Raw genomic sequence first — 21178 nt, 5'->3', positions numbered from 1 at the left:
AAAATGTATATCGTTGGCAGAAGAAATTATTTAGACCAGTTATCAAAAACTTCATTGATGACTTTATTCTCGATAAAAATCATCTGCTACCACAGAGAATCTATAAATAATAGTGCGTAAGTCCTATGGTTTTAAATTCCTGAAGGGTCTGCTCAACCATTTTCTTGATTTCATCAGGATGCTGTAAATCGCATTGAATCAGCAGACAACGGCGTCCTTCTGCTTCAACCATTTTTTTGGTATCAAGCGCATCCTGATCTTCATCCAGATAGCAAATGGCAATATCGGCGCCTTCGCGGGCAAATAATACTGATACAGAGCGACCAATCCCGCTGTCACCACCTGTAATGAGTGCTACTTTGCCTTTTAATTTATCGCTACCTTTATAATTTTCTTTAATGACTTCCGGATTAGGATCCATTTTAGTCTGGTCACCCGGTTGATGGGCTTGGGTTTCAGTTGAAGCTGGAGTTTCAGGATAGTTATTCATATTTTTTCCATGATTGCTCTTGATGAAAAAATATATTAGGAGCTTTTAGTTGGGATTGAATTAGACTCAACATTTCATAACAGAACCTGTGCAAGATTTAGCATTTATACATTTAGCTTAAATTGACACTTTAGAACTGCCTGTTTTGGTTATTCAAATTTCACTTCTAGAATGAAATATCGGGTTTCTTTTTAAGGAAAAGAGCGATAAGCAGGAATATACCTTCAGTGGATTACAGAAGAGTTAAGTCGATTTAGGAACCAATCTGCAAAATAAAACCAATAACTTATTTACAACCAAATAAATCTAAAATATACAGCTAGATAAGCTACAAGTATTTCTTTACAACTGCGCTTTTAACCAGAATGGAGAAGCACATTGCGCGCTATCCGCTATAAATATATTGTCCTGATCCTTTTACTTTTGCTCGTTGCATTTGGCGTATTTCGCTGGTGGCAAGGGCCACAAGTCACAGGTTATACCTTAGAGCCGATGCCGCTGGTGCAATCAGTGGTTGCCACCGGGCAGGTCATCACCGTTTCACGTGCTCAAGTCGGTAGTGAAGTAACCGGCGTGGTACTAGAACGTCGGGTCAAGGAAGGCGATCGGGTCAAACCGGGCGATTTGCTAGTTGTACTTAAATCGGATGAACTGGCAGCCCAAGTTCGTCAGGCAGAAGTCGCATTGAATGAACTGGCAACCAATCGCCGTCCACAAGCCTCAGCAGAATTGGCTTCAGCAAAAGCTCAGCTGGAACAGGCCAGCCGTGAAGCGACGCGTCGTCGCAATGCCGAAGCAGGCATCCTTTCGGCAGAAGAAATTGAACAGGCTGTAGAGGCAGAAAGGGTAGCACGCAATAATTATGAAACTGTGCGTTTAAAAGCAGCTGCACTGGCACCTGGTCAGGTAGAGGAGGCTTCATTGCGTGAGCAGCTTTCGGTAGCACAGGCTCAACTGGCTAAAACTAAAATCCGGGCAACTGTTGCTGGAACGGTGCTGACCCGTGATGTTGAGCCTGGCGATCTGGTTCAGCCAGGACGTACCTTATTTACCATTGCAATGGATGGTAATACCGAAATCCGTGTACCACTGGATGAACGTAATCTGTCACGACTGGCGTTGTCCCAGAAAGCGACTGCAATTGCCGATGCTTACCCGGATAAACCTTTCCCAGCCCGGATTAATTTTATTGCACCGAGTATCGATCCTCAACGCGGCACGGTAGAAGTGCGTCTATCGGTTGATCCGGTACCTGATTTCCTGCGTCAGGATATGACGGTATCGGTTAATGTCGAGACAGGTCGCCGTGATCGTACCTTAGCGATTCCGAATGATGCGCTAGGGAAAGTACAGGGCGATCAGGCCACCGTATTACTGGTACGTGATAGCAAAATCCAGCGACAAAAAGTGAAACTGGGTCTGCGCGGACTTGCCATGTCTGAAGTGATTTCCGGTTTAAAAGTGGGTGACCAGGTACTGTCAGATGCAACTTCAACTTTAAAAGATGGCACACGAGTTCGATTTAAGCCCGAAGAAATCAACTATGCCGACCAGAATAATGATGCCAGCAATAAAAATGAATTACCGGTGAAATTCGAGTGAAAAAATTACTAGGGCGTCTCTGGATTGAATGGAAGATCGCAATCAGTTTTTTGCGAGAAGGCCGAATGCAGTCTCTGATGATTACAGTGGGTGTTGCTGTAGGGGTGTCTGTGATTGTTTTTATCTCGGCACTGATACAGGGCTTGCAGTCTAATATCATCGAAAGGACTTTAGGGACACAGGCGCATATCCGTTTACTGTCCCCCGATGAAGTGAACCAAGTTATACCCGCACCCGCAGGCACTGTGCAGCTGGTTCTAGAAGATAAACGGGCCCAAAGACTACGCTCTATCAATAATTGGCAAGAGGTCGTGACGACCTTGGATCAGGTGCCTTTATTGACAGCTGTTTCTCCAGTAGTTTCTGGACCTGCATTCGCACAGCGTGGTGAAGCTCAGGAATCGGTTGCGCTGGTGGGCATGGATCCAGAACGTTATCAGAAAATAATTCCACTTAAAGAATATATGATCAGTGGGCAGTTACGTGTCGGTGCAGATGATGTAATGATTGGCAGTCAGCTGGCTAAAGATCTGGGTGTACAGGTGGGTAGCAAATTACGATTAGACACCGGTCAGGACAACAGTACTGTCGTAAATATTTCCGGAATTTTTGAACTTGGAGTACGTGAGCTGGATTCGCGCTATGTCTATATGGATTTAAAACAGGCACAGTCTTTACTCAGCCTGCCAGGCGGGATCACTGTAATCGACCTGACGGTAGAAAATATTTTTGAAGCAGAAAATATTGCAACGCAGGTCGGGCGTTTGACTTCCTTACAGGCAGAAAGCTGGATTAAAACCAATGGTCAGTTAATGAATGCCATCTCAGCGCAGAGCCTTTCAACCAATATGATTATTATTTTTGTGGCCATCTCCGTCGCTTTTGGTATTGCCAGCGTCTTGTCAGTCAGTGTCGTACAACGGACTCGTGAAATTGGCATCTTAAGGGCAACAGGGGCCACACAAAGACAAATCCTGCGCGTTTTCCTGTTTCAGGGCGCAATTTTTGGCTTGTTGGGGTCTATTATCGGCAGTGCAGTCAGTTATTTACTGGTCTGGATCTTTAATGAATTTGGCCCAGGCCTGTTCTATATTCCAATTTCAATCAATCTGCTATTGCTGGCTTTATTGCTGGCCACATTGACTGGTGTAGTGGCAGCGGCTATACCATCCCGTCGTGCTGCGGCACTTGATCCTGTGGAGGCAATTCGTCATGTCTGATTCATCGAATGAAGTCTTGCGGCTGGAAGCACTACGTAAATCTTATAATATTGGTCAGCCTAATGAAGTCGAAGTTCTGCATGGCATTGATTTGTGTATTGAACGTAATGACTTTGCAGCACTAATTGGTCCTTCAGGCTCGGGGAAAAGTACTTTATTGAATATTCTGGGTCTATTGGACCAGCCAACTAGCGGTGAACTATATCTGCTTGGTCAACCCACCAGCCGTATGGATGACGCTGCACGTACCGTATTACGCGGCAGCAGTATTGGATTTGTATTTCAGTTTCATCATCTGATTCAAGCTTTTAATGCATTAGACAATGTCCTAATGCCGTTAATGATGGCACATGGTAAACCGGATCAAAAAGCTCTAGACCGCGCTCATGAACTTCTGGCTGCAGTCGGGCTGGAAAAGTATGCACATCGAAAACCGAATGAGCTTTCCGGCGGGCAACAACAGCGTGTTGCAATTGCTCGGGCACTGATTACAGAACCCGCCTTGTTACTGGCCGATGAACCGACCGGGAACCTGGATACCCAGACCGCGTCTGAAGTTTTTGAACTGTTTCGTAAAGTAAATAAGGAACAGGGCTGTGCCATTTTGCTGGTGACTCATGATCCGCGCTTGTCTGTTAGTTGTGATCGCACCATCAAGTTAGTTGACGGCCTGATTCAAAGTGATACCAGAACAGCTCCAGCAGATATTCCTGAAAATACTTAATTTTTAAATATTTTAAGAATTTGTATTCTCCAATTATGGATAAATAAAGATTTTTCTTATCACTTAAGCCTTGCAATAAAGCTGATACAAGGTTTGCATCAGGGTAAGTACTTTGGGGTCGGAAAGCTGATAGAAAATCTGCTTTCCTTCACGACGCGTGCTGACCATTTCGGCTTTTCGGAGCACCGTAAGTTGTTGTGAGAGAGTGGGTTGGTGAATATCTGTTTGTAGCTCAATCTGTTGCACATTCATTTCACTATCGACCAGTACACATAGAATTTTCAGTCGGTCAGAATTCGACAACACTTTTAAGCGTTCGCTTACCACATGAGCCTGAGAAAAATCAATACGTGTCTGAGTTTCATCTGCTGTCATATAAAAAACCTGTATTAGTCACACAATATTTAAAAACCGTCTTGATTAATATTTATAATTATATAATATAAAATTATATATTTTAAGTGGAATATGCTCATGCATGACTTTTTGGCAGCGTTTCTCGGTGGATTACTGCTTGGTCTTTCAGTGGTCGGCTATCTGTATGTGAATGGCCGTATTGCGGGCGTGAGTGGGTTGGTTGGGCAGGTACTTAATCGAAAGACAATTTTCAAAACTCCTGCGGTCTGGTTTTTAGCAGGACTATTTATAGTTCCATTTATCTACGGCGTATTGTTTCAGCCAGAAATTGAGCTGAATGCCAGCCCATGGATGATGGTCATTGCCGGTTTGCTGGTTGGTTTTGGTACACGTTTAGGTTCAGGTTGTACCAGTGGACATGGCATCTGTGGGATTAGCCGTCTGTCAAATCGCTCCTTTATTGCGACCGGGTCTTTTATGCTGGCGGGATTTATCACGGTTTATGTTGTTCGTCATCTGGTTGGAGCTATCTAAATGAAAAATCTATTCGCTTTTCTATTTGGTGGCCTGTTTTCAGTCGGCTTAATGCTCTCAGGTATGTCTAATCCTGAAAAAGTTCTGGATTTTCTGGATCTGTTTGGGGATTGGGATGCCAGTCTTGCCTTTGTCATGATGGGGGCAATTCTGGTGGCTTTTATTCCTTTCCAGAAAGCTAAACATAATCCACATCCGACCACTTTATTTAATGAACCCATTGATTTACCAAAGAATCAAAAGATTGATCCTAAACTGCTGTCGGGTAGTTTATTATTTGGTATCGGTTGGGGAATTGCAGGCATTTGTCCGGCACCCAGTTTTACCCTGATTGGTTTGGGACATTATCAAGCCTTGTATTTTATTGCAGCTATGCTGCTTGGGATCTGGATTCACCGTAAATGGGCAGGAGTATAAATATGACACAGCAGCCAAACGTCAAAGCGTTTTTTGATAAAAATACCAATACTTTTAGTTATGTGGTGAGCGATCCTCAAACTGCCCAATGTGCCATTATTGATAGCGTGCTGGATTACGATGCTGCGTCTGCCACCACATCGACCGAGCATGCCGATCAGATGATTGCCTATGTGAAATCACAAGGTTTGACGGTGGAATGGATTCTGGAAACTCATGTACATGCTGATCATCTGACAGCTGCCCAATATCTGAAACAGCAATTAGGCGGCAAGATTGCAATCAGTAAAAAAATTGCGCTGGTACAGGAAACGTTTGCCGAGATTTATCATCTGGACATGAAACAGATCAATGCGCATCAGCCTTTTGACTATCTGTTTGAGGATGGTGAGCATTTCAAGATTGGCAAGCTGGAAGTTTATAATATTCCTACGCCAGGACATACACCTGCCTGTTTAAGCTATGTGATTGGTAACGCCGTCTTTGTAGGGGATACACTGTTTATGCCGGACTATGGCACGGCTCGTTGTGATTTTCCAAATGGCAGTGCCTCGGTTTTATATGATTCTGTTCACAAGCTGTTTCAGCTCCCGGAAAGCACCCGTGTATTTTTGTGTCATGACTATTTGCCAGAGTCACGTCATGAATATCAATGTGAAACCACGATTCAGCAGCAAAAACAGCAAAACGTTCATATCCGTGAAGGGATTAGCAAATCTGAATTTGTACAGATGCGTCAGCAGCGTGATGCAGGTCTAAGTATGCCTAAACTGATTTTGCCTGCGATCCAGATTAATATGAATGGCGGACAGTTCCCAATGCCAGAAGCCAATGGTGTGTCTTATGTGAAGCTGCCGCTAAATTATTTTAAGAAGTGATCAATTTATCAGGAACAAAATATTAATCTTTAAATTAAGCGCTTATAAAGTTTGCGAATTTTAATATTCCACCCTATGCTATTTGGGTTAACTCATTTTTATATTTTCAGGGTGCATCGTGCTCAGACAGTTCTTTAAACAGATCTGGTTTGTGATGCTTATGGTATTCGCCGTAAGCTGGAGCGGCATGTCGATTGCTTCAGCAAAAACGATGCATCTGGAAACGTCAACCAAGCAGATGGGTTCCCATTGTAAGGAAATGGAAAAAATAGAGAAGTTACATCGCCAGCATCAAGCTATGCATGATTCTGCTCATGATATGAGTCAGGACATGGATTGCCACTCCGATTTAAATGAACACAAAGATGACTGTCTGGATTGTATTTATAGCTCTTGCCATAACCTGAGTAGCTGGATCGATGTGGAAATCTCGAAGTTAACTCTTCCTGAGATTCATGCCTTAGAAACCACTTTTATCTCTAATTATCAAGCCAAGCACCTTGCCGGGTATTGGCAGGAAATTCTGCGCCCACCTAAAACTTAATCCTCGTTATTTATATTTTAATAAATCAAGGATTAAGTTATGTCGATTAAAATTAGTCAAAGCCTGTTATTGGGCTTAAGTTTAGTGATCTCGTCTTCATTATTGGCTGCTGTAAAAGAATATCAGCTGGTTATTGATGAAGGTCCAGTCAATATCACCGGTAAAACCGTACAACGTATTACAGTGAATGGAAAATTTCCTGCACCTTTACTGGAGTTTGAGGAAGGTGATGAAGCTGTTATTCGCGTCAAAAACAAGCTAAAGAATAAAGAAAGCTCTCTGCATTGGCATGGTTTATTGCTACCCGGCCTGATGGATGGTGTCCCCGGTTTTAACGGGTTTCAGGGCATTGCACCTAATCAGGAATTTGTCTATCGCTTTAAAATTCGTCAGAGTGGAACCTACTGGTATCATGCCCATTCCAAGGGGCAGGAACAGGACGGCCTTTACGGCGCCTTTGTAATCTATCCCAAAAACCAGGCGGAAGTTCCTGCACATGAGCAGACCGAGCGTGATTATGTGGTCATGCTTTCAGAATTTCATGAGCAGTCCGGCCAGCAGATCATGAATAATTTAAAAAAATCTGCCGAGTATTATCAAAATCAGCGTGAAACTCTGAGCGATGTTTTTCAGCAAATCAAACGGGAAGGGCTTAAAGCCACCTGGAATGATCGCAAAATGTGGAACCAGATGCGCATGCTGAAAACCGATCTGTCTGATGTAACCGGCTATACCTTTTTGGTGAATGGAAAAACGCCTGAACAGAACTGGATAGGACAGTTTAAACCGAATGAAAAAGTGCGACTGCGTTTTATCAATGCCTCTGCCATGTCATTTTTTGATGTGCGTATTCCACAGTTAAAAATGACAGTCGTCAGTGCAGACGGGCAGCCTGTCAAACCTGTAGCGGTCGATGAATTCCGCATTGGTGCCGCAGAAACCTATGATGTAATTGTAGAGCCCACTGCGGAACATTATCAGATTGAAGCTGAATCGATTGACCGTTCCGGTTTTGCGATTGGCAGCTTACAGAATGAATTAAAGCCAGCTCATCATGCCATACACAAACCTATATCCCGTCCTCGTGCCTTATTGACCATGGAAGATATGGGACATGGCAATATGCAGGGTGAAGCACACGAGCAGATGAATCATCAGAATCATGCTAGCCATGACATAAATGTTAAAAAAGATACTGAACATTCGATGATGGGACATAAGCAGCATGCATCAGCCAAAATTATCGAACAAGGAGAGGACAATCATACCGAGCATTCAGATACTTCATCCGCTATAGATCATGTGAATCACTCAAATATGACCGGGGATATGCAACATGAAAAAGATGCCAAAACTTTTACGCAGCAACCAGTTTACGGCTGGGCCAATGCCTCTACACCGGTAGGGCATAAAGCTTTGCAATATAGCGACCTCAAATCTTTAACTCCGCAAAAAGATATTCGCGACGCAGAAAGCGAATTGGTGATTCGTTTAGGCGGCACCATGGAACGGTATATCTGGACCATGAACGGCAAGAAATTTAATGAAGCAGAGCCGCTCAAAGTGAAATTTGGGGAACGGATCAGGCTGAAATTTATCAATGACAGTATGATGGCACATCCGATGCATTTACATGGCATGTTCATGCAGCTCGAAAATGGCCAGTCTGCAATAGATATGCCGAATAAACATACAGTGATTGTCCCACCTGGAAAAACCGTTACGACTTTGCTGACTGCAGATGAACTAGGTGAATGGGCGATTCATTGTCATCTGTTGTATCACATGACTGCCGGCATGATGAATAAACTGATTGTAGCAAATGTTCAGGAAAATGGCGTTTCGACTCAGAATACTGTGCGGGAAGAGCATTCCCATCATCACATGACAAAACCAGTAGAAAAACAAGGAGATGCTCATGCACACCATTAATCTTTGTCTGAAGCCTGTTTTGGCTAGTGTATTGGCGTTGGGAAATATGACTGTTTTTGCCGAAGATATATCTCAACAGCATGCTGATCATTCGATGCATCATCAACAATCACTTCAATCGTCAGAGCATCATTTAACTTCAGTAGCACCGGAAATTACTGAAAATTTAATTCCAGATTCAGCTTCAACCTATTCCAGCGAACATGATCATCGCAAGGAACATGGAGGGCAAATTTATACGCGGGTCAAACTGGACAATAAATGGATCAAAAACTCAGAAGGTGAGGGAGGCTTACAGTCTGAGAATGAGCTTCGGATTGGCACGGATGAAAATAAACTGTTCATTAAACTCAAAGCTGACAAGCAGGAATCCAGAGCAACAGAATATGCAGTCCAAGCTCTGTATAGCCGGAATATTTCAGATTTCTGGGATGCTCAGGCGGGTCTTCGCTACCGTCAGGAAAATTTGGGTCAGCCTAATGCTGGGCAAAATATTGAACATGTAGATGCAATATTTGGATTCCATGGGTTGGCGCCGTATTTCTTTGAAACCAATGCACATCTGTATCTTGGTCAAGATGATTTTATCGGACTTGAGCTAGAAACAGAACGTGATCTGCTACTCACACAAAAACTGATTTTGCAGCCTTATGTTGAAGTTGACCTCATTTTGAAGGATAAAGCAGCCAATGCCAAAAAGACTGGAATAAGTCATGCGGCATTCGGTCTGGAAACCCGTTATGAGATCAATAAAAAGATCATGCCTTACCTTGATATTGCTTATGAATATTCCAAGGGCAATGAGAAAACCTCATGGCAGGACGCATCTGATTCTGAACAGGGCGGACGTTATGGAATCGGTTTAAGAATGATGTTCTAAACAGATATCTATATAAGCTAATATTTATGAGGCGGGAAAATCATTTTCTCGCCTCATATACTCAGCTATATTTTATTCTTAAGGCCTTTATAAACTTTTAAATTTTTCTTTGTTTTAAATTATTCATCTTCAGAATAAATATAAATACGATTGGACTTATAACAACCCAAAGTGCCATAAAGCTAATACTACTACTGAATTGAGTTCGTAAAAGGGACAATACCAATAGTAAAAGACTGCCTGAGATCAATTTAACGATGACCGGATAACTCACCAGAAAAGAATATCGAGACTGTCTGGTTTTTAAAATCTGTTTTTCACTCACTGCATAAAAACCAAAACAGGCCATCCAGATCAGTCCTACTATTGCCATCCATATCATGAAGAAGACTCCTGCTGTGCAGTTTTAAGCTTGGCCTGAATTTTATGAACAGCTTTTTGCTGGATAGGTGTAATTTTCTGATGTAGGAAGTAAGCGAGAAGTGCCAAGATCCAGAGCATCAGATCGATACGCAAAAACAGCCAATAGTTCGCAAAAGAATCCAGATAATGCTGGGACCACAAATAATACAGGTCGATGAGTGGAAGCATAAAAGCGGCACAGATGAGAATTTTAAGCTGCGTTTTCCATAAATGCTGTTGTGGCGTTAAACAGGCCAAGATAAAACTACTCAGCCAAATACTAAAGAAGATATAGATTTCATAATTTGTGGTGCCCACAGGAATGTGAATCAAACGGTTTGCATAAAGATAAGCCAGCATGGCAATAGGTAAACCAATTATAATGGTGATATTCAGACGATTCACCAGATAATATCCAAAGTGAAAACGATCCGATTTTTTCTGCATCTGTCGTTTCAGGCTCCAGAGCAATAATCCGGAAGCGATCATGGCACAGCCTAATATGCCTGAGAAAAATAGGGCGAAACGTAAAACAGGTTCGGCAAAACGTGCCATATGCAAACCATATACTCCAGCATTCAGGGTAGCAATTGCACTGTCATTACGGGTGTTTTCAAGCAATTTGCCTGTCGTCGCATTGAATACGAGTTGTGCCTGATTGCGGGTAATAGAATGATCTTTCAATTCGGTTAAGGTAATCTTTGCCAGCTGGGTATTCGGCTGCTTCACGGTAATATTGTCAAATTCTGATTTTCCCCAGTGCTGCTGCGCCGTAGTGATAAAATGTTGAATCGGTAACATCTCCGTTTTAATGGGCACAGCAGAGGGAGCAAGCACATTTTTGGTTCGGATTTCTTCAAAATATTGAAATGGATTTTCTGGATATAGCTGCTTCATGCCAGAAGGCAAAACAATATAAAAGAAAATAGCCAGTCCAGTAAAAGTCATAGTTAAAAAGAACGGTAGCGCAATGACGGAACTGACATTATGAAAATCCAGATAGGAACGTTGTCCTTTAAAAGCTCTCAGAGTAAAGAAGTCGGTCAGAATTTTTTTATGGGTAATGATTCCGGAAATCAGGGTCATCAACATGATGAATGCAGCAATGGTGACAATCAGACGGCCAATGGTATAAGGTACGCCATATAGCTGAAAATGAAAGTTATAGAAAAAATCTCCGCCCTGTGTAGCCGAAAGCGTTAATTCCTTACCTGTCATAGCATCCAAGGTTTTAAGTTGATAAGCACCCTCTGCAGTTTGCCAATAAATTTTATTAACCGGTAAATCATGATTTGCTACCCCGATATACCAGTTCTGTGCATCAGGTGCATGTTGCTGTAAATAGCTATAAGCAGTTTTTAAAGCTGTTTCCTGGTTCACCTGCATCATGACAAATTGTGGCTGCATCCACATTGTAATTTCATGGCGATAATAGGTAACCGCACCTGTTAAAAAGATCGCGAAGAGGAGCCAGCCAAAACTTAAACCTAGCCATGAATGTAGCCATGCCATAGATTGACGGACAGATTTATGCATGGTTTAACCTATGAAGCGGGAAATGACAAATAAAACAATGAGAGGAATCAGGCTATAGACTGAAAGTGTTTTAAGACTTTGGATACAGAAGATTCCAATCACAAAACAGACATAAAAAATGAGGGCAATAAAGGCAGCCAGATAAACCGATTCAGCTTTGGGTAAACTCGCCTGTAAAAAATAGGCCAGATCGAGAGCAATCAGATAACTACATAAATAACCAATACCAAAGCTCATGCCTAATCGATACAGGATAGCAAGTGGCTGAAGGGTAGAAATCATGGAAAGGCCTTTATATGAATCTGTATAAATAAATATTGAGGCAACTTAATGCACGAAGCTTAAGGTCGTGACCAGGTACTGTTTCTTATACACTTGCTGATTCAATTTTCCTGTCTTGTCTACTTCTTGACTCACCTCTAGTACATATTGACCCTTCCATGGCGTAGCAATATTAATTTGGCCATGCTTGTTGGTCGTATAGTTTTTAAGCCAGTGCTGTGGGGAATAGACAGTCACTTTGACATCCGCAGCGGGTTTACCCTGATACATGACTGTAAAAGTATTACTGTTCGGTTGAACCGGTACGATATCCAGCTCTGGGTCTGCTTTCAGGTTTTGTCTGCCGGATTTCGCGTGATAGCTGAGTAAGGATTCCCCATAGATCAGTTCATGATAGAGCTCTACATCTGCTTGATCTTTTGTAGAGTAGACCAGATGATCCTGGTGTAGTTGGGGACTAAATTGTTTTTTAGTCTGAATCGCTTTTGCTTGGCTGAATGACTTTAAGGCACCTTCTTGAGTCTCTTTGAGCTGTTCACTATATTCACCAAAGAATGCATGTGTTTTTGCATCTGAAGCACGTTCTAGCCAAAGCATATGGGCCTGAGCAGAAAGGGTCAGTGACAGTCCAATTGTCAAAGTAATGATTTTTTTCATGAATTCTACCTGATTATTGTTTACATATAAGAAAATGAGCTCCGAATATTCTTTCAAAGCTCAAGCGAAAAATTAATATTTGAATTTTACGGCCACACTGTAATTTGCCGGTGCACCATAGAAGCCTTGCTGATTCGGGAAATTAAATAAGTATTTTTCATTGGTCAGATTATTCCCGTTGGCCTGCAAAGTAATGTGATCATTGAGTTCATAACTGGCCATCAGATTCACAAGCGCATATGCATCCTGTTTGATAATGCCTGCTTGTTGGGTAACAACACCCTCTGTAGCAGCTTCAGGAACTTCTAGATAAGTTTTATCCTGCCATTGCACACCAAGGCCCAGTTTCAGTTTTGGAATCTGTGGCACCTGATAGGTGGTCAGAAGATTAAAAGACTGATTAGGATTAAAGGTACGGGCATCACCACCGTTGATCAGATCTTTAAGACTAAACTGAGTATAGCCAAAGCTTAGATTTAAATGATCCGTTAACTGACCAGCCAAACCAAATTCATAACCTTGTGAACGTAGATCACTCACCTGGGTTTTACGTAAAGTCGGGATACCGTCAGAATCTCGCAACGGATAATTGCTTTGTTCTGTTCTGAATACGGCCATGCTGGCGGTGAGCTTATCATCTAGCCAGGAACTTTTAATCCCGGCTTCATAACTTTCACCTTCAACCGGTTTATTAACACTGCCATCCAGAGCTTTAGTTGTTTGTGGACGGAAAATTGAGGTATAGCTTAGATAACCTGTATATTCAGGACTAAATTCATAAGTCAGGCCTGCATAAGGTAATAGCTTATTCTCATCATAAATCGTGTCTGTTCCATAACTGCTGCCTGTACTTTCAGCCTGAACATAGTTGGCACCTAAAAGCAGTTTCAGATCGTCAGTCATATGTAAACGGGTGGCGGCATATAGGCTTTGGTTTTTTTGCCGGATGTGCATTTCACCACTGGTTTTTGACATATCCCAAACTGGTTCGGGCGGCGTAAAACTGGATAGATCTGTGGTAAGTGGGTTGGTAAAGCTGCCAGCATAACCTAACTCATTCAGATTGTTTTCAGCCCAGATATAGCCAAAAGATGCCTCATGTTGTTGTCCCCAAAGTGGATAGGTGCCACTAAAACTCAGACTGGCCTGCTGTTCCTTGTTGTCATCAATATACATACCTGGATATAAGAAAATACCTGAAGTACCGTCAGCACCAGGTTTACCGGACAGGAATAAAAGTTTTGAATCCCGTTCAGTCCGTTTTTCCTCATAACTCAGTTTAGCTTTCCAATCAGCGCCAAGTTGTTGTTCGATCTCGGCAAAATAGTTTTTAATATTACTGTCCCAGTAGGCCCAGTCCGGACTGTAATTATAATTTCTTGAATAGCTTAACTGTTCACCTTCAGTATTGATTAAAGGATTGGAACCCCAATTGACACCATTGGGATTATGATTCGTTTCAGTATAACCAGCAGTTATTAAGGTCGAATCAGTCAGGTCAGCCTCAACCACGGCACCAATGCCATTTTTTTCGAGTTCATAGTGATCCAGATAACTATCACCTGTCTGCTGATAGCCCCAAATACTCGGCCTCTGATTTTTCCATCCTGTGTCAGGGGAGAGGAAACATCTGCTTCATAACGTTGGGTATTCCATGAACCATAACTGGTATTAAACGCGGCCTGAAGTTCCTGAGTAGGGCGTTTTCTAATCATATTAATGGTAGCGCCCGGATCGCCAATACCATTATTTAAGGCATTTGCACCTTTAACGATCTCTATACGGTCAAATAAAAAGCTGTCTGGATTGTCATTATTGTAGTTATAGCCTTCAAGCGGAATCCCAACGCCGTCTACCAATACGTTTGAGATTTCAAAACCACGTGATAGATAGGAAGTTCGTTCGGTCTCCTGGTTACTTACAGTGATCCCCGGTGAGTTGCGGAGTACATCACGGGTATTATCCAGTGCAAAGTCATCTAATTGTTGACGCGTCACTACATTCACTGTTTGTGGCGTTTCCTTAAGAGGAATATTTAGTTTAGAAGCTGTTGCAGAATTTTGAATAATATAGCTTTTAGTCTGTTCAGAGCTTTCTGTTGTTTGTGCTGCATCAGTGACTATCGTGATGGTAGGAAGTTGCTGACTATTTTCTGCAAAACTTTGCTGTGTCATCAATATGGCAAAACTGAGCAAAGATAGCTTGAAAGTTGGATGATTGGTATAAAACATTTTAATGAATGTAAATGATAATAATTATCGCTAATTTTATTGATTAGATATTTTTAAATCAATCTAAATACAATAGGAAATTTAAATTAAAAATTACTCATTGATAGAGGAATACTTTGCAGTTAAAGCAGATTAAAAGAAGAAGGGGTTAAGATTTTGCTTAAAATAAAAACGATTTATTTTAGTAAAATAATATGTAAATTATTGACTTCATATTAATTTTTAAATTTATAAAGTATATTCGCTAAATTTTTTTCATGTAGAGAATGAGATTAATACTCAAATATAAAAAGAAAAATGAAATAAAAAAAAGCCATCACATTGATGGCTTTTTATAAATGATATTGATCAATAAGTTTTATAAGGCAAGAACTTGCCAGACAATACGACATTGACACGGTCGCCATTCGGATTTTCTTCGCGTTGAATATCCATACTAAAATCAATCGCGCTCATAATACCGTCACCAAATTCTTCATGAATCAGTTCTTTAATGGTAGAACCATATACATTCACCACTTCATACCAACGATAAATTAAAGGATCGGTCGGTACGCTGGTTGGCAGGGAACCTTTATATGGCACGATCTGTAGCCATGCAACGGCTTCATCACTTAAGCCAAAAATCTGACCAATCTTTTCTGCTTGCTCTTTATTAAACGCCATCTGACCTAAACATGCAGCGGTTACCCATTCTTTAGAAAGACCAATCTCTTTGGCAACATCTGACCACTTAATTGACTTTAAAACTTTCGCTGAAATGATCATATCAGTTACTTGTTGACGATGGGTAATCATAATCCTCTCCATATTATTCTCAAATGAATGTATGCAGAACGGATAATGCAGATATCATGCCAACAGCATTCTAGAGTTCATGCTAAATAGAAAATGAATATTTAAGCGATTGTTAATTATTTGTGGCATAGCTTTTGCTTCTATTTCGATATACATGGCAACGACGCCATTCACCATTACCTGTTCTAATATTCAAGGCAACGGCGCCTAAGGTCTTCAATGATCTTAGGCGTCTTTTTTTCGAAAAACAGGTCCGTATATTGAAAAAGAGGACGACAACATGGCATATCTTGCTCCTGCGGAGTTTGCAAAAAAAGTAGTAGATGCGGGTGAATCCAAGCTTCATATGGCAACCCGTGATGTTTTGATTCGTGCCTTTATGGCAGGTGCGATTTTGGCCTTGGCAGCCGTATTTGCAATTACGATTGCAGTGCAAACTGGTGTGCCGCTGATTGGCGCATTACTGTTTCCTGTCGGCTTCTGCATGTTGTATTTATTGGGCTATGACTTGCTAACCGGGGTATTTGTATTAACACCGCTGGCATGGCTGGATAAACGTCCTGGCGTAACCTGGGCACGCATTTTAAAAAACTGGGGACTGGTATTTTTAGGTAACTTTACTGGGTGTTTAGTCGTTGCAGTACTGATGGCTGCTGTTTATACCATGGGCTTTGCGACTGATCCGAATCCAGTCGGTGAAAAGATTTCTCATATTGGTGAAGACCGTACCTTAGGTTATGCGGCTTATGGTTTCTCAGGTTGGATAACTATTTTTATTCGCGGCATGCTGTGTAACTGGATGGTGTCTTTAGGGGTGATTGGTGCGATGATGTCAACTACAGTGAGTGGCAAGTTCATCGCAATGTGGATGCCAGTGATGCTGTTCTTTGCCATGGGCTTTGAACATTCAGTGGTAAACATGTTCCTGTTCCCATTTGCCATGATGATGGGTGGTGACTTCTCGATTGCAGATTATTTCCTGTGGAATGAATTACCGGTTGCTTTAGGTAATCTGGTCGGTGGTTTAGCCTTAACAGGTCTGGCACTTTACACCACACATGTACGTACTGGCGCGAAAAAAGAATTCTAATAATGAATCATTTTTAAAGGGATCAATATGATCCCTTTTTTGAGTTTTCAATATGAAAAAAACATTAAAAGTCGCTATTGGACAATATTCTACGGCTGGTATTAAAGATCAGAATCAGGATTTTTATGGCATCTTTTTACCAGAAGGTCATGTACTGAAGCAAAAAGGTATAGCTTGTGCGATTGCCGACGGGATCGGCAGTAGCAATGTCAGTCACATTGCCGCAGAAACAGCCGTCAGCAGTTTTCTCTCAGATTATTATTCGACTTCGGATGCCTGGAGCACCCAGACTTCAGCAGCACGGGTGATTCGCGCCACAAATTCATGGTTATATGCACAAACTCAACAAAGTCAGGGACGTTTCGATAAAGACCGGGGCTATGTCTGTACCTTATCCGCACTTATTTTAAAGCAGCATCAGGCGCATATTTTTCACGTCGGTGATAGTCGTATCTATCGAATCCGAGATGGTGAAATTGAATTATTAACCCATGATCATCGCGTCTGTCTGTCTTCGACAGAACATTATCTCAGTCGTGCCTTAGGGGTGGATTATCGTATTGAAATTGATTATCAAAGCCTTGAACTAAAAGAAAAAGATGTCTTTCTACTCATGACTGATGGGGTTTATGAGTTTGTTACAGACCAACAATTATTAGATTTCACCTTAGCAGCAGATCACTTAAATCAGCTTGCCAAATTCCTGGTTGAACAGGCTTTAAAACAGGGCAGTGATGATAATTTAAGTCTTCAAGTGCTCCGTATTGAGCAGTTGCTTGAACCAGATCAGTTTTATATGCACCAGGATTATGTCTTTCCACCCCAGCTCAGCAAAGGTGAAGCATTTGAAGGCTATGCCATTGACAAAATCCTGCACCAAAATCACCGCAGTTGCCTGTATTTGGCACACGATCATGATCGGCAACCGCTAGTGATTAAAACTCTGGCAGTAGATTTGCAGCAAGATGAACAGGCTGTTGAACAGTTTCAACTTGAGGACTGGGTGTCAAAGCGTCTTAAGCACGAAAATCTGCTGCAATGTTATCCGCATCAATCAGAGAAAAAATATTTATTCCAGAGTTATGAATATTTGCAGGGAGAAACCTTAGATCGCTGGCTGCATCAACAGAAAAAGCCTTTGCAGATGGAAGATATTCTCCCTATTTTGCAGCAAACAGCATTGGCCTTAAATGCAATGCACCGACTGGAAATGTTGCATCAAGATGTACGTCCTGAAAATATTATGGTCTTAAACGTTGATAATACACTTAAAGTCAAACTGATTGATTATGGTTCAACTGCTGTACGAGGTTTAGTCGAAATTAATCCTAAACATGTGAATCGGCCACTTGGTACCTTGGCATTTATGGCGCCTGAATATTTCATTGAACATTCACCATCGATTCAGTCCGATCAATTTTCTTTGGCAGCCATGGCTTATTATTTACTGACTAAACAGCTTCCTTATGGTACAGATTTAGCTCGATGTAAGTCATTGAAACAGATGAAAAAAGTTCAATATCATTCCATTCAAAAATATCGGCCGGATTTACCACTCTGGTTAGACCAGATTCTAAAAAAGGCACTGAATATCGAGCCGATGCATCGTTATGAGGCATTGACTGAATTGATCCATGATCTGGAACACCCATCCAAGGAATTATTAAAATCCAAAGCTCCTACCATGATTGAACGTGATCCTTTACGTTTCTGGCAAATCAGTTGTGCTGTATTAGGACTTTTACTTTTATTAAGTATTGCATGGCCATTTATTTAAGAAGATTGGAGTGAATATAAGTAAAAAATTAGACCGTGTTCTATGCTTTGGGCAGCTTGCGTCACTAGTATATTTACGGCAATCAATCCACAACCAGAAACTACAAGAACTATATCATTACGATTTCAACCACCTTTTAAAATGGGAGAGATAAAAACAAAAAGCAAGGAAATACCATGGCGGCTCAATTTCTCCTATCAGCCTTAAGTACCGTAATCATATTGGCATTTACCGGCTGTACAGTTTCATCCAAAACACCCGTAACAGATAGTTATGGCGCTCAGCCGTCTTTACCTGAACCAAAATCAAGACCGTTTCCGGTCGTCAACATTGCCCCTGCAAAAGGTTGGCCTGAAGGCGTCATGCCGACGCCGGCATCGGGTTTAAAAGTGCAAGCATTTGCACAAGGCCTTCAACACCCGCGCTGGTTATATGTATTGCCGAATGGAGATGTACTGGTGGCTGAAACCGATGCTCCGCCTAAGCCCGAAGATAGTAAAGGCATTAAAGGCAAAATCATGAAAATGGTGATGAGAAGAGCAGGATCATCCTATCCGAGCGCCAACCGTATTAGCCTGTTGCGTGACAGCGATCAAGACGGCATTGCTGATCAGAAAACAGTATTTCTGCAAAATTTAAACTCGCCGTTTGGAATGACCTTAGTGGGTAATATGCTTTATGTCGCAAATACAGATGCTTTAGTGCGATTCTCTTATCAGCCAGGTATGACCCAGATCAAAGAAAAAGGCACTAAAGTATTGGACTTACCCGCTGGCCTCTTAAATCATCACTGGACAAAAAATGTTATTGCCAATCCTGCAGGGACAAAGCTCTACATTACGGTAGGCTCCAATAGTAATGTGGCTGAAAATGGCATAGCTCAGGAAGAAGGACGCGCCCTGATCATGGAATTGGATCTTTCTACAGGTAAAACCCGGCCGTTTGCTACAGGCTTGCGTAATCCCAATGGCATGGACTGGCAGCCTCAGAGTGAAGCATTATGGACTGTAGTGAATGAGCGCGATGAACTGGGCAATGATCTGGTTCCTGATTATATGACCTCAGTAAAAGATGGCGCTTTTTATGGCTGGCCTTATAGTTATTATGGCCAGCATGTGGATACCCGGGTAAAACCGCAAAAGCCTGAACTGGTCGCGAAAGCAATTAAGCCAGATTATGCATTGGGGAATCATACTGCATCACTGAGTCTGACATTTTATAAGGCTAATTTAATATCCCAATATCGTGATGGTGCACTCATTGGCCAGCATGGTTCCTGGAATAGGAAACCTCATAGTGGTTATAAAGTTATTTTTGTGCCATTTCAAAATGGTCAGCCTTCTGGTCAGCCTCAAGAGGTTCTGACCGGATTTTTAAGCAAAAATGGAGATGCATTTGGTCGGCCTGTGGGTGTAGCTACAGATGCTCAAGGCGCAATATTAGTTGCTGATGATGTAGGGAACGTGATTTGGCGAGTATCACCGAATCAATAAATAAGTAGATGCTAATAAAATAAAAGCCTTATAGTCTCTCCCAAAACTATAAGGCTTAGCGGCTGTAGTCTCTACTTTTATCACTTACCATCCCAGTAAGTTCGCTGTCTTTCGACTTTATTATCATTGTAATGCGATTATTATCAGCTTTCCTTGCTGACTCTTTATGTGAAACATAATGTCAAAAATTGAGGAAACAGGATATAGAGTATTTGCTCCAATCGATGTAAGCTTAAACTTACAAAAAAAATAATATATTTATACAAAAGTTAACATTATGTGAACTTTCCTATATTTTACAAAGGGCTTTATGACTAAAATAATTTAATTGTAGTAGATAAATAATGTTAAAAAATCATCTTTAAGGTTTTAAACAGCATTAAAATTAAAAGATATGATTTAAGAATCATCTTTTGCTTCAGGTTTGGCAGACAGGGTTCCATGTTATAGAAGATACTTATGAACACTTTAACTAAGGTAATTTATGGATCTGATTTCTCTGCCATATATGTGGTTGGGGATCTGCATGGTTGTTATAGCTTGCTCATGCAAGAATTAGAGAAAGTTCATTTTAATTTTGAGAAAGATCTACTGATTTGTACCGGAGATCTGGTCGATCGAGGTAATGAAAACCTGGAATGTGTTTCATTGGTTAGTCAACCCTGGTTTTATTGCGTTCGCGGTAATCATGAGGAAATGTGTATTAAGGGCCGTGACGATGCATGGATTCAGGATATGCATGCCCAGAATGGCGGTGAGTGGTTCTATCTTTTATCTACCGAAAAACAGGATGAACTCAGTGAAATTTTTTCTGCACTTCCTTTGGCCATTGAACTAAACCTAAAACATAAAAAGATTGGCATTTTACACGCAGATATTGCGCTTAATGACTGGAATGTATTTAAAAAGAAAATTGCAAAAGGTGAAAATAGAATTCCAGGCTTAACTTCAGCATATACCAATGCTCTTTGGGGTAGAGGGAGAATTCGCAATCATTCTTATCGCTATGGAACCGTTAAAAATATCGATGAGATCTATCTGGGTCATACGATTGTAAAAAACCATACTCAAATTGATAATTGCCACTATATCGATGTCGGTTCTGCTTATACGCAGAAGTTGTGTGTTGTTAAAATAAATGATGCAAACTAGGTGCTACAGCAAGAGCCAATTGAAAGACACATCAATAATTTTTACCTTTAAAATTAAATTGATAGCTCATTTTTATAAAAGGCGATCTATATTTATTTTTGAATGAGAAACTGTATTTCGTTCTATTTAATTTTGAGTAAGTATTCATACAATTAATTCAGCTATAGTGAATTTCTCTCATG

At 41.3% G+C, this 21178-nt stretch carries 18 protein-coding genes and 3 pseudogenes; 14 read left to right on the top strand and 7 right to left on the bottom strand.

Annotated features, from left to right (window positions below):
* A pseudogene (locus FTV12_RS12720) lies at nt 1-110 on the top strand (IS701 family transposase); the annotation flags it as partial.
* 8 nt (nt 111-118) lie between these two features.
* On the opposite strand, the pseudogene FTV12_RS12715 reads toward FTV12_RS12720, so the two are convergent.
* A pseudogene (locus FTV12_RS12715) lies at nt 119-490 on the bottom strand (SDR family NAD(P)-dependent oxidoreductase); the annotation flags it as partial.
* Nucleotides 491-868: 378 nt separating this feature from the next.
* On the opposite strand from FTV12_RS12715, the gene FTV12_RS12710 reads away from it, so the two are divergent.
* From FTV12_RS12710 to FTV12_RS12700, 3 genes are read left to right on the top strand one after another with little or no spacing between them, the layout of a single operon-like run.
* Nucleotides 869-2092, top strand: coding sequence for an efflux RND transporter periplasmic adaptor subunit (locus FTV12_RS12710; protein WP_179993039.1), 1224 nt, complete (start codon nt 869-871; stop codon nt 2090-2092).
* On the top strand, nt 2089-3312 hold the full coding sequence (locus FTV12_RS12705; RefSeq protein WP_179993038.1) for an ABC transporter permease: 1224 nt from the start codon (nt 2089-2091) through the stop codon (nt 3310-3312). Before FTV12_RS12710 ends, FTV12_RS12705 begins: the two co-directional genes overlap by 4 nt.
* Nucleotides 3305-4036: an ABC transporter ATP-binding protein gene (locus FTV12_RS12700; RefSeq protein WP_179993037.1), complete on the top strand. Its 732-nt coding sequence runs from the start codon at nt 3305-3307 to the stop codon at nt 4034-4036. The genes FTV12_RS12705 and FTV12_RS12700 overlap by 8 nt, the downstream gene beginning before the upstream one ends.
* 63 nt (nt 4037-4099) lie before the next feature.
* Here FTV12_RS12700 and FTV12_RS12695 read toward each other — a convergent pair whose 3' ends face one another.
* On the bottom strand, nt 4100-4411 hold the full coding sequence (locus FTV12_RS12695) for a metalloregulator ArsR/SmtB family transcription factor (protein ID WP_125278654.1): 312 nt from the start codon (nt 4409-4411) through the stop codon (nt 4100-4102).
* Nucleotides 4412-4510: 99 nt separating this feature from the next.
* Here FTV12_RS12695 and FTV12_RS12690 point away from each other — a divergent pair, with 99 nt between their 5' ends.
* The 6 genes from FTV12_RS12690 to FTV12_RS12665 all read left to right on the top strand — a co-directional run bounded on the left by FTV12_RS12690 (nt 4511) and on the right by FTV12_RS12665 (nt 9578).
* The gene (locus FTV12_RS12690) at nt 4511-4927 is read left to right on the top strand and encodes a YeeE/YedE family protein (RefSeq protein WP_179993036.1); all 417 of its coding nucleotides are present in this window, start codon (nt 4511-4513) and stop codon (nt 4925-4927) included.
* Nucleotides 4928-5344, top strand: a complete 417-nt coding sequence (locus tag FTV12_RS12685) for a DUF6691 family protein (protein ID WP_179993035.1) — start codon at nt 4928-4930, stop codon at nt 5342-5344.
* A 2-nt stretch (nt 5345-5346) separates the two neighbouring features.
* Nucleotides 5347-6222: an MBL fold metallo-hydrolase gene (locus FTV12_RS12680; RefSeq protein ID WP_180012222.1), complete on the top strand. Its 876-nt coding sequence runs from the start codon at nt 5347-5349 to the stop codon at nt 6220-6222.
* Nucleotides 6223-6340: 118 nt separating this feature from the next.
* Nucleotides 6341-6766, top strand: a complete 426-nt coding sequence (locus FTV12_RS12675) for a hypothetical protein (RefSeq protein ID WP_179993033.1) — start codon at nt 6341-6343, stop codon at nt 6764-6766.
* Between the two features lie 39 nt (nt 6767-6805).
* A complete protein-coding gene (locus FTV12_RS12670; RefSeq protein WP_179993032.1) occupies nt 6806-8698 on the top strand; it encodes a copper resistance system multicopper oxidase in 1893 nt (630 codons plus the stop codon).
* Nucleotides 8685-9578 (top strand): copper resistance protein B, encoded by an 894-nt coding sequence (locus FTV12_RS12665; protein WP_179993031.1) that lies wholly within the window; start codon nt 8685-8687, stop codon nt 9576-9578. The genes FTV12_RS12670 and FTV12_RS12665 overlap by 14 nt, the downstream gene beginning before the upstream one ends.
* A gap of 378 nt (nt 9579-9956) precedes the next feature.
* Here FTV12_RS12665 and FTV12_RS12660 read toward each other — a convergent pair whose 3' ends face one another.
* The 5 genes and pseudogenes from FTV12_RS12660 to cynS all read right to left on the bottom strand — a co-directional run bounded on the left by FTV12_RS12660 (nt 9957) and on the right by cynS (nt 15484).
* A complete protein-coding gene (locus FTV12_RS12660; protein WP_179993030.1) occupies nt 9957-11516 on the bottom strand; it encodes a PepSY domain-containing protein in 1560 nt (519 codons plus the stop codon).
* Nucleotides 11517-11519: 3 nt separating this feature from the next.
* Complete coding sequence (locus tag FTV12_RS12655) at nt 11520-11798, bottom strand: hypothetical protein (RefSeq protein WP_166138842.1); 279 nt, start codon at nt 11796-11798, stop codon at nt 11520-11522.
* Nucleotides 11799-11843: 45 nt separating this feature from the next.
* On the bottom strand, nt 11844-12455 hold the full coding sequence (locus FTV12_RS12650) for a DUF4198 domain-containing protein (protein WP_180034168.1): 612 nt from the start codon (nt 12453-12455) through the stop codon (nt 11844-11846).
* A 72-nt stretch (nt 12456-12527) separates the two neighbouring features.
* Nucleotides 12528-14686, bottom strand: a pseudogene (locus FTV12_RS12645) (TonB-dependent siderophore receptor).
* A 348-nt stretch (nt 14687-15034) separates the two neighbouring features.
* Nucleotides 15035-15484 (bottom strand): cyanase, encoded by a 450-nt coding sequence (gene cynS / locus FTV12_RS12640; RefSeq protein WP_004785763.1) that lies wholly within the window; start codon nt 15482-15484, stop codon nt 15035-15037.
* Between the two features lie 280 nt (nt 15485-15764).
* On the opposite strand from cynS, the gene FTV12_RS12635 reads away from it, so the two are divergent.
* The 4 genes from FTV12_RS12635 (at nt 15765) to FTV12_RS12620 (ending at nt 20996) form a co-directional block, all read left to right on the top strand.
* Nucleotides 15765-16574 (top strand): formate/nitrite transporter family protein, encoded by an 810-nt coding sequence (locus FTV12_RS12635; RefSeq protein WP_125278664.1) that lies wholly within the window; start codon nt 15765-15767, stop codon nt 16572-16574.
* 52 nt (nt 16575-16626) lie between these two features.
* Nucleotides 16627-18351 carry a bifunctional protein-serine/threonine kinase/phosphatase gene (locus tag FTV12_RS12630; RefSeq protein ID WP_180012218.1) on the top strand — a complete coding sequence of 575 codons (1725 nt, stop codon included), beginning with the start codon at nt 16627-16629 and terminating at the stop codon, nt 18349-18351.
* A gap of 176 nt (nt 18352-18527) precedes the next feature.
* Entirely contained in the window at nt 18528-19844 is a 1317-nt protein-coding gene (locus FTV12_RS12625; RefSeq protein WP_179993027.1) for a sorbosone dehydrogenase family protein, read from the top strand.
* Between the two features lie 459 nt (nt 19845-20303).
* Entirely contained in the window at nt 20304-20996 is a 693-nt protein-coding gene (locus FTV12_RS12620; RefSeq protein WP_159123558.1) for a metallophosphoesterase, read from the top strand.
* The last annotated feature ends 182 nt before the right edge of the window (nt 20997-21178 follow it).

It is taken from the genome of Acinetobacter sp. YH12233, assembly GCF_013417725.1.
Lineage (GTDB): Bacteria > Pseudomonadota > Gammaproteobacteria > Pseudomonadales > Moraxellaceae > Acinetobacter.
This window is presented reverse-complemented; position numbering and strand designations above follow the sequence as displayed.

Coding starts and splice junctions, on each gene's coding strand:
- FTV12_RS12700 (WP_179993037.1), top strand. CDS start 3,305: ATGTCTGATTCATCGAATGAAGTCTTGCGGCTGGAAGCACTACGTAAA.
- FTV12_RS12695 (WP_125278654.1), bottom strand. CDS start 4,411: ATGACAGCAGATGAAACTCAGACACGTATTGATTTTTCTCAGGCTCAT.
- FTV12_RS12690 (WP_179993036.1), top strand. CDS start 4,511: ATGCATGACTTTTTGGCAGCGTTTCTCGGTGGATTACTGCTTGGTCTT.
- FTV12_RS12685 (WP_179993035.1), top strand. CDS start 4,928: ATGAAAAATCTATTCGCTTTTCTATTTGGTGGCCTGTTTTCAGTCGGC.
- FTV12_RS12680 (WP_180012222.1), top strand. CDS start 5,347: ATGACACAGCAGCCAAACGTCAAAGCGTTTTTTGATAAAAATACCAAT.
- FTV12_RS12670 (WP_179993032.1), top strand. CDS start 6,806: ATGTCGATTAAAATTAGTCAAAGCCTGTTATTGGGCTTAAGTTTAGTG.
- FTV12_RS12665 (WP_179993031.1), top strand. CDS start 8,685: ATGCACACCATTAATCTTTGTCTGAAGCCTGTTTTGGCTAGTGTATTG.
- FTV12_RS12660 (WP_179993030.1), bottom strand. CDS start 11,516: ATGCATAAATCTGTCCGTCAATCTATGGCATGGCTACATTCATGGCTA.
- FTV12_RS12655 (WP_166138842.1), bottom strand. CDS start 11,798: ATGATTTCTACCCTTCAGCCACTTGCTATCCTGTATCGATTAGGCATG.
- FTV12_RS12650 (WP_180034168.1), bottom strand. CDS start 12,455: ATGAAAAAAATCATTACTTTGACAATTGGACTGTCACTGACCCTTTCT.
- cynS (WP_004785763.1), bottom strand. CDS start 15,484: ATGATTACCCATCGTCAACAAGTAACTGATATGATCATTTCAGCGAAA.
- FTV12_RS12635 (WP_125278664.1), top strand. CDS start 15,765: ATGGCATATCTTGCTCCTGCGGAGTTTGCAAAAAAAGTAGTAGATGCG.
- FTV12_RS12630 (WP_180012218.1), top strand. CDS start 16,627: ATGAAAAAAACATTAAAAGTCGCTATTGGACAATATTCTACGGCTGGT.
- FTV12_RS12625 (WP_179993027.1), top strand. CDS start 18,528: ATGGCGGCTCAATTTCTCCTATCAGCCTTAAGTACCGTAATCATATTG.
- FTV12_RS12620 (WP_159123558.1), top strand. CDS start 20,304: ATGAACACTTTAACTAAGGTAATTTATGGATCTGATTTCTCTGCCATA.